The following is a 15,880-nucleotide window of genomic DNA, read 5'->3' on the forward strand; positions in this document are numbered from 1 at the left end:
TTTTATATAATGTATCTACACCTAATAATCCAGAATATATAATGCCTATTATATAAAAAATACATTCAGGATTAGCTGTTATTTGACAAAAAATTTCATATGGAGAATAATGCCTTAACTCAATATAATTATTTGCATTTGTTGACGAATAATCAATTATAGAGTTTATGACTGAGATTAATATCCCTAACTTATCACATTCATTGGATTCTATATTTGTTTTAATAGTAATTCCTACCACAGTACCATCTTTTCCATTTACTAGTAGTTGGCGAACTTCACCGAGGTATCTTGATAAAATATAATAATCTGTCGATGAAAAAAATTGACATCCAATTTCATTTTGTATACATTCATATACAAAATTAAAATGTTTTGGCTCTAAAACAGGAATGGTTTTCAGCAATATACAAAAACTTCGTAAACTTCGAAACGACCTTAATTGCATAGCGACACGCACCCCGTTTATTATTGCATTGTATGCATCTTGATACTTATTTTGAGCGACATAAATATTTGCCAATGGGAAATAATTTTTTGTACCATAATAAAATTTTTCTAATATAGGGAGAAGTTTTAAATATTCTTCTTTCTTTATTAAACCACTTGAACTATTTGCAGAAGAAATTTGAACATTATCATCAGTCTGCATTAAATATTTTATCCCGTTAATTATATATGGAATAGTCGGAAATAATAGACGAGTATTATTCATATGGATATTATCAAAAACACACTGTTCAAAATTAAGTCCTTTCATTTGACAATTATCAAAATACACATCCTCAAAAGTTGCAGCTTCCCAAAGCATACCTAAAAATACACATTCTTTAAAACTTACGCTTTGAAATATAGCATTAGAAGCCATTCCAGCATCAAAAGTAATTCCTTCAAATGTACATTCTACAAATACAGCATTGTTAAAATCTGTGCCTTCTAATGTATTATTACCATTGATTGAATATTCAAAATTACATTGTCTAAAATTACATGAATCAAAAACTGTACGCTTTAATAAATTATTTGTAAAATTACAATTAGAAAAAATAGAACCAGTAAACCCCGTATTTGTAAAATTTGATTTTGTAAAATAACAATCAGAATAAAAGGAACGACGCTGATTCAAATTAGAATAATTTTTAGAAATCTGAGTTCCGAAATTTATTTTATATTGATCTATTCTGTAAAAATCTTTATTTTTTACATGTTTTTTTAATTCAATCTGTGCCTTTATAACATCTTCTTGTGAAATAGTTGTATCATTTATTACATTTTGTAATAGTATTTCATTATCTTTATTCATAATAGTACTCCATATGTATTAGTTATTATCTTATATTGCAAAAGTCATATAATCTATCGGTCTCTAATAGAACTACTTACTTACTAAAACAATGGATAATATAAGATTATCCATCACTTATTTTCTTACTTTCCTTCCCCTCCAATCTATCCCCAATCCCATGCAAAATCAACCGTTTTGCATAAAACGACCATATATTGCAGAAAATGACCAAATTTCTCTTATTTTTCGATTGTATTCTTCCATTTTATAAATTCTGGAATATATACTAAGCAAGGCAGAATCCTGCTACGAAGATTCTATGCACAGCAAAAATGACCTTGGTAAGACCCATACCGGGCTTATATCGGATCTATCTTGAAGTGCATCTAATAAATAATTTTAAGGAGAACAAATACAAATGACTACGACTCTTTTATCTACACACATTCAAAACTATCTCACCTACTGTAAGAACCAGAAGCGACTGGATGAGAAAACATTAAAAGCATACCGGATTGATCTGGCACAATTTGCACATGCACAAATTCCTTCTGACATCACAGATATCACTCCCGATCTTTTAGAGGAATATGTCGCAGGTCTTCACGAACAATATAAACCAAGAACAGTAAAACGGAAGATTGCTTCATTAAAAGCCTTCTTTCATTACCTGTTATATAAGGATTTTCTGCCACAAAATCCATTCGATAAGCTTCAACTGCGTTTTCGCGAACCTATTATTTTACCAAAAACAATCCCATTAGCTACTGTCGAAACGCTTCTGTCTGTAGCACACAGACAGCAAACACTGGCTCCAACAGAATATCAACGAAAAAATGCATTAAGAGATACTGCCGTACTGGAACTACTCTTTGCAACGGGTATTCGAATCTCCGAGCTTTGCTCTCTTCACAATGATTCCATTGATCTGCAAGACGGAACCATTCTAATCTATGGAAAGGGATCAAAGGAACGCCGCATCCAGATTGGGAATGAATCTGTGCTTTGTATTTTGAAAAAATATAAGATAACTTTTCAAAAAGAAATACTCGCCTGCGATTCTTTCTTTGTTAATCAGGCTGCGAAACCCTTATCCGATCAGGCTGTGCGGCGTATGATAAATAAATACTCAGAACTTGCATCTATTGATATGCATATTACACCACATATGTTTCGTCATACATTTGCAACCAGTCTTTTGGATGCAGATGTGGATATTCGATATATACAGGAAATGCTTGGTCACAGTTCGATCACCATAACCGAAATATATACTCATGTAGCTGTCGCCAAACAGCGTAATATTCTGGCAACCAGACATCCTCGAAATCAATTCATGCTATAAGTCATATAGCATATATCAAAAAAGATGATGCAGAATATATCAAACTTCAATATTAGATTTTCAAATCTAACCTTTGAAGCTGGTATATTCCACACCATCTTTTTACATTTCTTCCAGATCATCTCTAGTCTTCTGTCGATTCTTCTATAACACAGTCTGGAAATTTTGAATGAATAAACATTTTTTCTTCTTCCGATAGCTTACGCCATAAATTAACCCTAAGAAAATAACAATGATTGAAAAGGCAGCTAGCCATTCTTTTTTCAATCGCATCCACCTCCACCTCTTATTTCATCTTACGATGTATCATGCAATTCAAATAATAATATACCCATACCTGCCATATAATTACCACGGAACCTTTTCTATTTCCCAATAATTGGATAAGTCACGAATCTCACAATCAGGAAATATTGACCATATATATTCTTTCCATTTTTCCGGCATTATCTCTGAAAAACACCACCAATCCTGCAAACTCTCCAACTGTTCGATGGCTTTTAAATCATCGAACGATATCGCGATACTTCCATCTGTACTTATAGATGTCATATCTGGAAATGCCTCTATAATTTTAGGTAATGTAATACCATACCCACCCATAGACTCTAATGAAATCATTTTCTTATCTCCATCATAGTATCTAAACGCAAATGATCTTCCAGCATAACCCTCAAACACAAATGACAACACATATGATTGATATTCTTCTCCCATATAACTTCTTATCTTTGGTGCGAGAATATAGCTTATTTTAGCCATATTATCTAAATTCCAGGAATCTGTTATATTCTGAAAATGAACTTTAACCCCTGCATATTGTATATCCGTTTCAGATAATATTCCTACATATTCCAGTTCCCAATCAGGTTCATACACTTCACTATATTGCCTCACAAAGACATTATATTGATTTTCTTTTTTTATCGGCTTGTTATTATTATAGCGAATAATACCAATGACAATAATAAGTATTACTACTACTATGCAGACTGGAATAAGCCATTTTTTTCTTTTATTCGATTTTTTCATCATACATTATTCCTCTGTCCTCCCTATATTAGAATTGTCCCCTTCCTTAAACTTACAATCTGGAAATAAAGTTAATATATAATCCTGTTTTTCTTCAGAAAAAGGATTCCCAATTTCTATGTACTTCAAATCTTTAACATCTTTTAAACAATCCAAATATTTACATCTAACACTGTCATCCAACTGAAGTGAATTCACTTCTGGAAAATTCATAACAATATTCTCTAAACAAACCCCTCTTGATAATCGATTTGCAGTAATAGTTAAAAATTTATCCCCGTCACTATATTGAACCGCAAGCCTCTTGCCTGCATAACTTTTAAAATGGAAGTCTATATCATATCCATCATAGTCTGATCCATAATAGTCTCTTATTTCAGGCAAGAGTTCCTTACATATGAATGCTATTTCACTCATATTCCAATCAGATTTTTTATTAAAAAAAGACACAACTATATGATTGTCAAATACGATACTTGCACCCTCAAGCTTCCATTCTCCTTTACAATTTTTGACGTTTGTTTTCACAAACCTATAAAAAGGACTTGTTGTTGCATAATAAAATATAATTCTTCCAATACATACAACTAACAAACATATCAATACTATATATCTCTTTTTTAATTTATATTTCAATACTAATCTCCCTCCCTACTGTTTCACTGTAATATACACAATATTCGTTGCGATGCTTACCACGGAACCTTTTCTATTTCCCAGTAATTGGATAAGTCACGGATCTCACAATCAGGGAATATGGACCATATATATTCTTTCCAATTTTCCGGCATTGTTTCCCTAAAGCACCACCAATCCTGCAAACTCTCCAACTGTTCGATGGCTTTTAACGCATCGAATGATATCGCTACATCTCCATCCGTACTTATAGATGTCATATCTGGAAATGCCTCTATAATTTTAGGTAAAGTGATACCACATCGCCCCATATTTGTCAAAGAAATCATCCTTTTATCTCCGTCATAATATATGAATGAAAATGATCTTCCTGCATAGCTTCGAAATTTAAATGCTAATGCATATGATTGATATTCTTCTCCCATATAACTTCTTATCTTTGGTGCAAGTATATAGCATATATGTGCCATATCAGTTAAGTTCCAGACACCCTCTTCTCCCCAGAAACGCACTTCAACTCCTGCGTATTCAATATCCGTTTCTGGTGCTATACTTACATTATCCAGCTCCCAATCAGGTTCATACACTTCACTATATTGCTTCACAAAGACATTATATGGATTTTCTTTTTTTTACTGGCTTGTTATTGTTATAGCGAATAATACCACTAACAATAATAAGTATTACTACTATACAGACTGGAATAAGCCATTTTTTTCTTTTCTTTATATTTTTCTTCAATAGAAACTCCTTTCATCTCTTTAATATCTCTCTGCATCCCGAATTACACAATCCAAATAGCAAAGTATGCATGATTTAACCAAATCAATCAAATCATGCATACCTGTTATATAATTACCACGGAAACCTAGTATGTTTAAAATTGGATGCATCATAAATTTCACACTTTGGGAATACTGACCATATATATTCTTTCCAATTCTCCGGCACTGTTGTTCCGCCTTGCAGCCACCATTCCTGTAAATCCTCTAACTGTGAAATTGCTTTCAGATCCTCAAAATTAATTGCAACACTTCCATCCGTATGTATCGCTGTCATATCTGGAAATGCCTCTATAATTTTAGGTAAAGTGATACCACACCACCCCAAATTTGCCATAGAAACCATCTTTTTATCCTTATCATAAAAGATAAATTGAAATATTCTTCCTGCATAGCTTTCAAAGATAAATGATATTGCATATGATTGATATTTTTCTCCTATATAACTTCTTATCTTCGGTTCAAGTGTGTAGCTTACCCTAGCCATATCAGTTAAATTCCAGCAATCTTTTTCGCTCCATAAGTGAACTCTAAACCCTGCATAATCTTCATCTGTTTCAGATCTTATCCCTACATTTTCCAGTTCCCAATCAGGTTCATACACTTCACTATATTGCCGCACAAAGACAGTATATGGATTCTCTTCTTTTACCGGCATGTTATTGTTGTAGCGAATAATACCAATGACAATAATAAGTATTACTACTATGCAGACTGGAATAAGCCATTTTTTTCTTTTCTTTATATTTTTCTTCAATAGAAACTCCTTTCATTATTTCGCAGTAATATGCAAAATATTTGTTGCAGCACCTCCCATAGATGCATATGTCTGCATATAATATAAATACTCATTATAATCAATATAAAACTTTCTTCCCCATGATGAAACCTGTAACCATGTCCTATCCTCAATAGAATTTCTGATCACTCCCGTAACTGTAACATAATGATTATCAAATGTAGCATCTGTCATTTCGTAGTTTTTTTCTCTCGGGATTTCAGTATCATTCGTATACATTTTTATGTACAATCCCTTATCCTTCGCCTCCGCTTCATACTGCTCTTTTATCGCATTTGCCGACAACGTCACAGGAATATCATTTTTCAACATTTCTTCTATATTTTTCAACATTTTATCTGTTCCGCCCCCCCAATAACTGTGCAAATCAACATTATAGAACCAATTATATTTATAAACTCCATATGCAATTGATAGTCCATCAATTCCAGTCCATTTCTTTCCGTCTATGAGATCAATATCTCTTACATGAAAAAAGCTTTTTTCCATGCGACTTATATAGTCAATATAAGAATTATATTCTATTGCTCCATTATCAGTCCTGATAAGATCTGTCATATCCGTCGAATACTTACTATTTACGCTCGCTAAATACAACAAAATATCACTTATAGAAATTAAACCACACCCATAACTATCAATTGTTGAATATTTCTCAATATTATTTTGTTTATATTCCTCTCCAAACCATCCCTGATTTCCACCATATGAAATTTGACTATTACCATCTTCATCTATAAAATTCACCGCAATATAATCATGCTGCAACTCATAAACATCGACATTACATATTGATGGATTTGAGTGATATATTTTTACCTCCTCATAGTCTGTATATCCATCCCCATCAGTATCGGGATTTCGGGGACTGGATTCCATATAATAAAAATCCGCGTTCTTAGGAACATCCAATGTCATTATATTGGAAAACTGCTTATTTCGTTTTGTCGGATCTATTTCCTCTCCATCTGTCAATTTATCCCCATCAGTATCCTTTTTCTTTGGATCAGTATAAACGATCATACCATACTGATTTCTCATTCCTCCTCGTTCTACTACATCAGGAATACCATCTTCATCCGTATCTGTCAGATCTGTTACTTCTGTGTTTGAATTTGTGACCGGGCGTTTTCCAATCCCCAATTTCATAATCATATCGGATAAATCATTTAAATCCTGCATTTTATAAAAAGTTCCACCAGTCATCTTTGCCACTCTGATCAACGGAGCTTCTTTTGCGTATTCTCCTAATGCTATCGTATCTACTTTTATATTTCTTTTTTTCAAATAAATTAATAATTCTGATGACCCATAGCTAAAATCACTTCCACATACAAGAACAATACGTCTGTCAGGATATCTTGTATCCGTTTTTTCATAGTCTTCATAATTCTGTAATATAACTCCAAGCATCTCTAAATCTTCATTTAATTTAATCTCTCTATCATACTGCCATTCTTTTATCAACATTTTTTCCAATTCATTACGATTTGCTATTTCTTTTATATTTTCTGCTTCTGTAAGATAATCCCCATCATCATAAAGCAAACGCCCAAAAACTTCAAACGTATCTGTATTACTCATATCATTATGAATCTCATGATAAAATGCAAATGCTACTTTATCATTCTCTCTCATGGTATCCGTAACCTCACCTATAATCTGTCGCCCAGCATCAATATACTGTGAGTGATATTCTGTTAATTTTTTCCCTTTCAATCCCGATGAATTGCCGGGTGTCCCCGCAAGCTCCCAAGGAACCGTACAATCAAATAATAAATATGTGTAACATGCATCAATTTCACGCTCCGGCAAAACTGTGGTAAGGTAATCAAATTGCAGATTCCATACCTCTTCCCACTTCTTTTGATCTACCAACATATATTTGCTAAAATGTGTTGTCTCCGTACTAACGATCCCAGTCTCAGCGTCATGCTCTGTCTCCAGCTCAACCATCTGTTATTATCCTCATCATACCATAAAAACAGAAGGTCATTAAACTCTGTTTCTCCAAGCTTTGTCTGATCGACTTATAAGAAAGTGTCGCCGTTTCAAATGTACATGTTGTTGTTATCTCAAATGGTTCACCCACCAGACCTGCTACATTTGAACATCCATAATCTGTATCCATTATACTTTCAATTGTTGTTGATGCCGTAAGCTACCGGATGTCACCATATCCACCTGAATCTCTGTAACAGCACACTCCTTATTCTCAACCTCATATGTAACACTCTGTTCAATCCGTTCTTTTCCATCAGGGATTCCATTTTCATCGGTATCCGGCTTTGTAGGATCAAATCCCATTGCCGGTTCATCCCCATCGATCAAACCATCTCCATCCGTATCCGGTTTTAATGGATCTGTTCCATATACCAGAACTTCATCTCCATCGGACAGCCCATCCTGGTCGGTATCCGACTCCCATGGAAGCGTTCCATACATATATTCCTGCGCATTATTTAAACCATCACCGTCAAAATCCTCCTCCGCATCGCTAATGCCATTTTCATCGGTATCTGGTTCAGTTAATGATGTTCCAAGCTGTAAAAACTCGTAATAATCATCCAATCCATCTCCATCAGTATCTGAAAGAATCTTGTCACTGCCAATCAATTCTTCCAGTTCATCCGGTAACCCATCCTCATCAGTATCCAGATAAGAGTTCCAATTATCAAAATCACTCATCAATTCCTCATATCTTTTCTGTTTCGCATCCCAATCCTCTGTTGTCGTTTCCGTACTACTATCTTCTGTTGTATTTTCTTCGGTACTGTTGTCCTCTGTTGTTTCTTCTGAACTATTTTCTTCAGTAGTAACATCTGGAAGCTCTCTTCCCTCCAGATATTTTCTCTCATCATCCGGTATGTCTAGTAATTCAGACTCTGTGCCTACAAACTCTGCCATTTGGCTACTATAATTTACATTTACACTACTACTTATGATCGTAACCGTTTCCGCTATTACAATAATGTTATTTAATCCCAGATTCTGTGCCTGTATCTTCACATGTCCAAATGGTGCGTAGATCAAGCCACTCAGATTCACATTTGTACTGTCAATAATGATATCTCCATATTTGGAATAGATAACAGAATTATTTGTATTTTTCACCTCTCCGGTAAGCGTTATGGTTTCCAATGCCTTAATTGCCGTATTCAGGTTAATATTTCCCTCCAGATTCATCTCTCCGGATGCCGCAACCGGAGTACTGATATTGATATTCGTCTCCTCTAAAACATAGTCTCCTTCACATGCCACATAATCGGTACCAGTAAAATATGCATCATCTATTGCATGAAACAAATACATCATGGATTCCTCTGCTGATTCTTTTTTTGTTCCATTAATTTGAAGATTTCCCGATGCTGATATCGTTCCATTCGTCACCATATCACCATTCAAGCAGAAATTATCTGCATTTATAGTAATGGCTCCTTCTTTCTGTGCTGATGCAAATATGGTATATGGATACCTGGTCTTCTCCTCAGCCTTTGCTGGCAATATCGTCATGTTGCCTGCCACCATTGCTCCAGCAGCAATAACCGCTGTTATCTGTTTCCATTTTCTTCTCCAATTCATAATAAATACCCTCCCATGTATTGATCCTTTTTCTTTTGTTACTTAATTATTTTTTACTTCCTCCTTTTCATGCACTATACTGTTTTATCCCCCTCCAAACAACCCACTTTGCAGAAAACGACAATATATTGCAGAAAATGACCAAACTCACGTAAATCAATATGAAATTTCTTCATTTAAACCCCAGATAGTGTAACAAACAAAAAAAGCAACATCCATGCAGTAACCACTTAAGACTTTCTTACGAAACCTTAAGGTTGCTGCATGGATGTTGTTTTTTATAATCTCTGTTCACTTATCAATATTTATATGCTGTAAATGCTTCCTCTACTTCCTTATATCTGGCTTTCGGTATCGAAATAATATCACCATTATGAAGCGTAACTTCATATCTTGATACCTGCCTGATATGCTGCAAATTTACCAGATAACTTTGATGCACCCGGATAAAATGATATGACTTCAGCTCTGCTTCCAGATCATTCATGGTGCCATACCTGGTATATATCCGAACTTTCCCATTTTCTATAATATGGAACTCCAGTTTATGTAATTTACTTTCAATATATAAAATGTGATTGAATAAAACCTCTGTCTGCCCTTCTTTAAATGTAAATTTCTTTCTGGCAGTATGCGGTTCCCGTTTATCCAGAACTGCATCCAGACATTCTTCCACACAAGTTGTATTGGTATCAAGGAATATAATAGAATTTTCAGGAAGGGATTCTCCCTCACACAGGAACATCTCTCCTGAATCGAATGTATCAATTGTATATAAGATCTCTTTTGTATCCAGATAATTCTCTATGGATGTCCGCATCTGATCGCGGCATTTCTTTTCACCATTACATATGGCAATCTTCATCATATGTCCCCCTCTTTTTCGCATAATGCATTATGTCTGTAAACAATATAATATAAGATTTTCGCCCATAAATCAATCGTCTGCTCTTTTTATTCAACAAAAAACAACATCAACATGCCAGCCATAAGACTACCTTCTGATAATCTTATTTTTAACATATTGATGTTGCTTTTATATGTCCTCTATTCGATTATTTATTACTTATTCTTCACCCAGATATTTGTCGATGCTGACCAGCTTTACGCAAAGAACAAAGATCTTTGAAGCTGCTTCCATCTCCTCAACAGATGGGAAGGATGGGGCGATACGGATATTGCTGTCTTTTGGATCTTTACCATATGGATATGTTGCACCTGCGCCTGTCAGAACAACTCCTGCATCCTTACACATTGCTACGATCTTCTTTGCACAGCCCTCTAATGCATCAAACGAAATGAAATATCCACCAACCGGTCTAACCCATGAACCGATCTCAAGTCCTGCAAGCTCCTTATCGAATTCATTCAGAACTGCTTCAAACTTTGGTCTTAAGATATCTGCATGCTTCTCCATATGAGCCTTCATGCCATCGATATTCTTAAAGAATCTTGTATGACGAAGCTGGTTGATCTTATCATGTCCGATTGTCTGAACGGTAAGCTGCTTCTTGATAAATTCAACATTTCTTGGAGATGTTGCAATTGCTGCTACACCGGAGCCAGGGAATGTGATCTTGGAAGTAGAGCCAAACATGTATACCATATCCGGATTTCCGGCTTTCTCACATTCATCTATGATATTTAAAATCTCTGCCTGCTTGTCCTTATATAAATGATGGATGCAGTATGCGTTATCCCAGAAGATTCTGAAGTCTTCTGCTGCAGGCTTTAATGCTGCAAAACGTCTTACTACTTCATCTGAATAAACGATTCCTGTTGGATTTGAATACTTTGGTACACACCAGATTCCCTTTACCGCAGGATCGTTATTTACATATTCCTCTACGAGATCCATGTCCGGACCATCCTCTAATAAAGGAATATTGATCATTTCGATTCCGAAGAATTCTGTAATCTTGAAATGTCTGTCATATCCCGGTACAGGACAAAGGAACTTCACCTTGTCCAGCTTACACCATGGAGTAGAACCATTTACACCATGTGTCATGGAACGTGATACTGTATCATACATTACATTTAAGCTGGAGTTACCATATACGATGATATTCTCCTTCTTAACTTCCATCATATCTGCCATAAGCTGACGGCACTCACCGATACCATCCAGATCTCCGTAGTTTCTGGTATCGTTTCCTAACAAAGTTCTCATATCCGAAGAACTATTGATCTCATCCAACATTCCCATCGACAATGCAAGCTGTGAGAATCCAGGCTTACCTCTTGCCATGTTCAGACTCAGACCTTTTGCCTGTTCTTCCTTATACTCCTCCAAAAGAGCGGCTTTTAAAGTCAATAATTCATCTTTACTCATATCTTTGTATTTCTTCATTCTACATACCTGTGCCTTTCACTTATTCTATTCCGGTTAAATCAGTTATGTCCTGTAAAATTCCTATTAGCTATTTTAAAACATTTTTCAAAAAAGGCAAGCCTATAATTGAAAGTTCTTGTCTATTTCGTTTCAAATATCAACTATTTTATTGAATTTTCTTTATTTTATTCTGTTTTTTCTGCAAAAATCGTATTTTTCTCCATTTTTTTATATATGACTTGTTTTCATAAAGTAATATGCAAACAAAATGACACCGGTCAGACTCTCTCCAACCGATGCCATCTTATATGTATTTACGAATTGATACTTTTACAAGCTTTCATCTTAGTATATGGAACTAAAATCCAGATACCATTTTCCGCCTCTCTTATAGACATACATAGTGAAATCATTCTCGATATCATCATCCTTGCCCTTTACCTTGACCGTGCCTTCCACGCGTGCAACCTGGCTGACCTTGATATCGTATTCATCTTCATAGTCTTCCTGCTTATCTTCCAGCTTGCTGCCTTTTAACTTCTTAACCTTCTTGAACTTAACCTTGATGCTCTTTACTTTACCAACCTGGTTTTCGAGAGATTCACCTGACCATTCCAGAATCTGATCTAACTTATCGATCATTTCATCTTTATCCATATCTTCTTCGTCCTCGTATATTTAAGGACTTTCTTATCAATCAGCTTATACAGCTTCTTACCGCTCTGCTTTTCTACTGCATTTACATAAGCCTTAACAACTGCCTTTGGGCTCTGCTTACCGTGACCAGCAATTCCACCGATAATGTTAAAGATCAGGATCAATGCAACAACTGCTGCCGCCGCAATAATAACGATCTTCTTATTATTCACAATCGCATTCTTTACTTTATCAAATCCACCGCCTGCCGGCTTATTACCCTGTGGCTGCTGTCCATACTGTCCACCATATGCCTGCTGGTTTGGATCATAATACTGCTGTCCGCCGTATGCCTGCTGGTTCGGATCATAATACTGCTGTCCGCCATATGCCTGCTGATTCGGATCATAATACTGCTGTCCGCCGTATGCCTGCTGATTTGGATTCATATTCTGAGCTGCTCCATCCGGCTGTCCGGCATTTGTGCCATTTTGCTGATTTCCATTCATATTCTCGTCCATGTTACTCTCCTTTATAATTCAGACTAAATTTCATCTGACAGCCTCATCTGCCAGATAGCCCATCGATAACACAATATATTCATTATCGACAAAATTTATTCTACCATCTAAAATCTCAACAGACAATATATTTCTAAAATTTTTGCTAAGGAAATGCCACACTTGTATATGCTCCAACCCCAAAATTCAGATACAACATTTCTGCTCTATCTGGATTTCCACGAAAAAAAAGAGATAACATAACTGCTATCTCTCTTTTCTTCGGCAATCTCCTACCAGTCATTCAGGCTCTCCATCTTGTCGAGCTGGTTCTGGATCAGTGAAACTACCATATCTCTTATCTCATAGGTCTTCATATCTGCAAATGTCTCATATGGGATCGGTGGCAGAAAATGAAGCTGTGTAATAACCTTTCGGAAAGATTTTCCTTCGAATGGTTTAAATGAATCATATAATACGACCGGCACAATCGGGCATTTTGCCTTCTGTGCGATCTTGAAGCTTCCCGGCAGGAAGCCTCTCAGAGAATTATGGTTATGGTCGTATCCGCCTTCCGGGAAAAGAATATATCGTCTTCCCGCTTTGATCTCTGTCGCAACGTCATTAATTACCTGAACCTGCTGCCTGAGATCGGTTTTATCCAGACGCTTTGCCTTTAACAGCTCACACAACTGCGTGACGATAAACAAATGTGATCGCTTCGCATCCATTACATATGTGCATGGCTTTTCATGTACGCTTATAACACCGAGTGCATCGTACTTGCCTGATGATTGGCAAACATGATATATCCGCCTTCCGTCGGCAGATTCTCCATGCCGGATGCAACCGTCTCGATACGCCCTCTTTTCTTTACATGCTCGATCATAACCTGTGCCATTCTGTAGCATGTCTCCTCATCATATTTCTCACCATGTCTGGCATAATATGACATCTTCGGAACATAATACAAAATCAGAAAAAAACAGGAAATGATCACTATAAAAAATCTAACCATCTACCTAAATCCCCTGAATTTACAACTCTCTGTCCAAAAGTACTGCAATATCCAACAACTGTTTTTTTGATCCGGTGCGATCCGCACCGGATCCGGCCATTTATAAATCTCTACCCGTTACCTTTAATCGCATTAACGCTCTGGAAAGAGATGCTTCTGTCTGTTTGTACTCTTTCAGACTTTCCTTCTGTCTCAAACGCTCTTTCGCACGTTCAAGTGCCTGTTCAGCACGGACTCTGTCGATATCCTCCGGACGTTCTGCAGAATCCACCAGCATCGTTACACGGTTATTTACGATCTGGGTAAATCCCTCCCCGACAACACCAAGAATCTTCTTTCCATCCGGTGTATCAATTCGGATCTCCCCGATACTGGTTGCAATGATCATATTCTCATGGTGAGGAAGGACTGCCATCTCACCATCTTCCAAAGGCAATACAAACTTCGTAACCTTATCATCAAAAAATACTTTATTACTTGATATGACTCTCAGGTAAAATGTATTCATGTCTGTCTGCCTCCTTTATCCTACTGTCCCTTTGCGGCTTTTTCTTTGACTTCTTCGATTCCGCCTACGTTAAAGAATGCCCACTCAGGATATTCATCCATCTCACCGTCTAAGATAGCCTTAAAGCCCTTTACTGTTTCTTTAAGAGGTACATATTTTCCCGGAACACCTGTAAAGTTCTCTGCTACATGGAATGGCTGTGATAAGAACTTCTGCACCTTACGTGCTCTTGTAACCGTAATCTTATCTTCCTCTGATAATTCTTCCATACCAAGAATTGCGATGATATCCTGTAATTCTCTGTATTTCTGAAGAATCTCCTGAACGCCTCTGGCTACATTATAATGTTCTTCACCGACAACGTCCACCTCCAGAATACGGGAATTGGATTCCAGAGGATCAACAGCAGGATAGATACCCTGTTCTACGATCTTTCTGGAAAGAACGGTTGTCGCATCCAGATGCGCAAATGTAGTTGCCGGAGCCGGGTCTGTCAGGTCATCGGCAGGCACATAAACTGCCTGTACGGATGTAACGGATCCTGACTTTGTAGAAGCGATTCGCTCCTGCAACTCACCAAGCTCATTTGCCAGAGTTGGCTGATAACCAACTGCGGATGGCATACGTCCAAGCAGGGAAGAAACCTCTGATCCTGCCTGTACAAAACGAAAGATATTATCTATAAATAATAACACATCCTGATGATTTACGTCACGGAAATATTCTGCCATCGTAAGTCCTGTTTCCGCAACACGCATTCTTGCTCCAGGTGGCTCGTTCATCTGTCCAAACACTAAGGCTGTCTTGGACAATACCCCTGACTCTTTCATCTCTGTCCAGAGGTCATTACCCTCTCTGGAACGCTCACCGACACCGGTGAAGATAGAATATCCGCCATGCTCTGTTGCTACATTCTGGATCAGCTCCTGGATCAGAACGGTCTTACCTACACCGGCGCCACCGAACAGACCGATCTTACCACCTTTGGCATATGGGGCAAGAAGATCGATAACCTTGATACCTGTTTCGAGAATCTCAACAACAGGGCTCTGATCCTCAAATGACGGAGGATCTCTGTGGATGACCCAGTGCTCTGTATCTGCCAGATTCGGTCCACCGTCCAGAGTGTCACCGGTTACATTAAATAATCTGCCAAGGGTATCTGTACCAACCGGAACCTTGATTCCTGATCCTGTCGGAACAACCTCCATATCTCTGGATAAGCCCTCGCTTGCTGCCAGCATGATGCATCTGACGGTATTATTTCCGATGTGCTGTGCAGCTTCCATTATGCATTTCTTTCCATGATTATCAACTTCCAGAGCATCCTTGATGTTTGGTAAATCATTATCCGGAAATTCTACGTCTACAACAGGTCCCATGACCTGTACTATTTTACCGTTTTTCAAAACATCAGACCTC

17 protein-coding genes are annotated in these 15,880 nt (G+C 36.8%); 1 reads left to right on the top strand and 16 read right to left on the bottom strand.

All coding sequences use genetic code 11. The annotated features are described in order from the left end of the window. Nucleotides 1–1,303 (bottom strand): pentapeptide repeat-containing protein (locus DXA07_RS00005; RefSeq protein ID WP_147352498.1); only part of this gene is annotated, 1,303 nt, incomplete at its 3' end. A 400-nt stretch (nt 1,304–1,703) separates the two neighbouring features. Between DXA07_RS00005 and DXA07_RS00010 the strand changes: the two genes are divergently transcribed. Further along, the gene (locus tag DXA07_RS00010; protein WP_118482756.1) at nt 1,704–2,630 is read left to right on the top strand and encodes a tyrosine-type recombinase/integrase; all 927 of its coding nucleotides are present in this window, start codon (nt 1,704–1,706) and stop codon (nt 2,628–2,630) included. 348 nt (nt 2,631–2,978) lie between these two features. Here DXA07_RS00010 and DXA07_RS00015 read toward each other — a convergent pair whose 3' ends face one another. The 15 genes from DXA07_RS00015 to atpD form a co-directional block, all read right to left on the bottom strand. After that, complete coding sequence (locus DXA07_RS00015; RefSeq protein ID WP_118482758.1) at nt 2,979–3,665, bottom strand: hypothetical protein; 687 nt, start codon at nt 3,663–3,665, stop codon at nt 2,979–2,981. Nucleotides 3,666–3,668: 3 nt separating this feature from the next. Beyond that, a complete protein-coding gene (locus tag DXA07_RS00020) occupies nt 3,669–4,298 on the bottom strand; it encodes a hypothetical protein (protein ID WP_118482760.1) in 630 nt (209 codons plus the stop codon). Nucleotides 4,299–4,354: 56 nt separating this feature from the next. Next, a complete protein-coding gene (locus DXA07_RS00025; protein WP_182429545.1) occupies nt 4,355–4,903 on the bottom strand; it encodes a hypothetical protein in 549 nt (182 codons plus the stop codon). Nucleotides 4,904–5,153: 250 nt separating this feature from the next. Beyond that, nucleotides 5,154–5,837: a hypothetical protein gene (locus DXA07_RS00030; RefSeq protein ID WP_118482764.1), complete on the bottom strand. Its 684-nt coding sequence runs from the start codon at nt 5,835–5,837 to the stop codon at nt 5,154–5,156. 15 nt (nt 5,838–5,852) lie between these two features. Next, nucleotides 5,853–7,760, bottom strand: a complete 1,908-nt coding sequence (locus tag DXA07_RS00035; RefSeq protein ID WP_147352499.1) for a hypothetical protein — start codon at nt 7,758–7,760, stop codon at nt 5,853–5,855. A gap of 67 nt (nt 7,761–7,827) precedes the next feature. Continuing rightward, nucleotides 7,828–8,010, bottom strand: coding sequence for a hypothetical protein (locus DXA07_RS00040; protein ID WP_118482768.1), 183 nt, complete (start codon nt 8,008–8,010; stop codon nt 7,828–7,830). After that, on the bottom strand, nt 8,010–9,461 hold the full coding sequence (locus tag DXA07_RS00045) for a hypothetical protein (protein ID WP_118482770.1): 1,452 nt from the start codon (nt 9,459–9,461) through the stop codon (nt 8,010–8,012). Before DXA07_RS00045 ends, DXA07_RS00040 begins: the two co-directional genes overlap by 1 nt. Before the next feature lie 298 nt (nt 9,462–9,759). Then, the gene (locus DXA07_RS00050; protein ID WP_117822504.1) at nt 9,760–10,329 is read right to left on the bottom strand and encodes a LytTR family transcriptional regulator DNA-binding domain-containing protein; all 570 of its coding nucleotides are present in this window, start codon (nt 10,327–10,329) and stop codon (nt 9,760–9,762) included. 198 nt (nt 10,330–10,527) lie between these two features. After that, complete coding sequence (locus DXA07_RS00055; RefSeq protein ID WP_118482772.1) at nt 10,528–11,814, bottom strand: aminotransferase class I/II-fold pyridoxal phosphate-dependent enzyme; 1,287 nt, start codon at nt 11,812–11,814, stop codon at nt 10,528–10,530. 327 nt (nt 11,815–12,141) lie between these two features. Continuing rightward, a complete protein-coding gene (locus tag DXA07_RS00060) occupies nt 12,142–12,453 on the bottom strand; it encodes a hypothetical protein (RefSeq protein WP_118482774.1) in 312 nt (103 codons plus the stop codon). Next, nucleotides 12,435–12,953, bottom strand: a complete 519-nt coding sequence (locus DXA07_RS00065) for a hypothetical protein (RefSeq protein ID WP_118482776.1) — start codon at nt 12,951–12,953, stop codon at nt 12,435–12,437. Before DXA07_RS00065 ends, DXA07_RS00060 begins: the two co-directional genes overlap by 19 nt. Before the next feature lie 272 nt (nt 12,954–13,225). Beyond that, nucleotides 13,226–13,663 (bottom strand): lysophospholipid acyltransferase family protein, encoded by a 438-nt coding sequence (locus DXA07_RS13180; protein WP_243013944.1) that lies wholly within the window; start codon nt 13,661–13,663, stop codon nt 13,226–13,228. A gap of 29 nt (nt 13,664–13,692) precedes the next feature. After that, nucleotides 13,693–13,950, bottom strand: coding sequence for a hypothetical protein (locus DXA07_RS13185; protein ID WP_243013943.1), 258 nt, complete (start codon nt 13,948–13,950; stop codon nt 13,693–13,695). Nucleotides 13,951–14,050: 100 nt separating this feature from the next. Then, nucleotides 14,051–14,458 (bottom strand): ATP synthase F1 subunit epsilon, encoded by a 408-nt coding sequence (gene atpC, locus DXA07_RS00075; RefSeq protein WP_118482778.1) that lies wholly within the window; start codon nt 14,456–14,458, stop codon nt 14,051–14,053. A 20-nt stretch (nt 14,459–14,478) separates the two neighbouring features. After that, on the bottom strand, nt 14,479–15,867 hold the full coding sequence (gene atpD / locus DXA07_RS00080) for a F0F1 ATP synthase subunit beta (RefSeq protein ID WP_044944676.1): 1,389 nt from the start codon (nt 15,865–15,867) through the stop codon (nt 14,479–14,481). Nucleotides 15,868–15,880 lie beyond the last annotated feature (13 nt).

It is taken from the genome of Clostridium sp. AM54-37XD (assembly GCF_003478225.1).
Classification (GTDB): Bacteria; Bacillota; Clostridia; order Lachnospirales; family Lachnospiraceae; genus Coprococcus; species Coprococcus ammoniilyticus.

Bases quoted from the DNA above. Each gene is read 5' to 3' on its own strand.
- DXA07_RS00010 (WP_118482756.1), top strand. From the start codon at position 1,704: ATGACTACGACTCTTTTATCTACACACATTCAAAACTATCTCACCTAC.
- DXA07_RS00015 (WP_118482758.1), bottom strand. From the start codon at position 3,665: ATGATGAAAAAATCGAATAAAAGAAAAAAATGGCTTATTCCAGTCTGC.
- DXA07_RS00035 (WP_147352499.1), bottom strand. From the start codon at position 7,760: ATGTTGGTAGATCAAAAGAAGTGGGAAGAGGTATGGAATCTGCAATTT.
- DXA07_RS00040 (WP_118482768.1), bottom strand. From the start codon at position 8,010: ATGGATACAGATTATGGATGTTCAAATGTAGCAGGTCTGGTGGGTGAA.
- DXA07_RS00045 (WP_118482770.1), bottom strand. From the start codon at position 9,461: ATGAATTGGAGAAGAAAATGGAAACAGATAACAGCGGTTATTGCTGCT.
- DXA07_RS00050 (WP_117822504.1), bottom strand. From the start codon at position 10,329: ATGATGAAGATTGCCATATGTAATGGTGAAAAGAAATGCCGCGATCAG.
- DXA07_RS00055 (WP_118482772.1), bottom strand. From the start codon at position 11,814: ATGAAGAAATACAAAGATATGAGTAAAGATGAATTATTGACTTTAAAA.
- DXA07_RS00060 (WP_118482774.1), bottom strand. From the start codon at position 12,453: ATGGATAAAGATGAAATGATCGATAAGTTAGATCAGATTCTGGAATGG.
- DXA07_RS00065 (WP_118482776.1), bottom strand. From the start codon at position 12,953: ATGGACGAGAATATGAATGGAAATCAGCAAAATGGCACAAATGCCGGA.
- DXA07_RS13180 (WP_243013944.1), bottom strand. From the start codon at position 13,663: ATGGATGCGAAGCGATCACATTTGTTTATCGTCACGCAGTTGTGTGAG.
- DXA07_RS13185 (WP_243013943.1), bottom strand. From the start codon at position 13,950: ATGGTTAGATTTTTTATAGTGATCATTTCCTGTTTTTTTCTGATTTTG.
- atpC (WP_118482778.1), bottom strand. From the start codon at position 14,458: ATGAATACATTTTACCTGAGAGTCATATCAAGTAATAAAGTATTTTTT.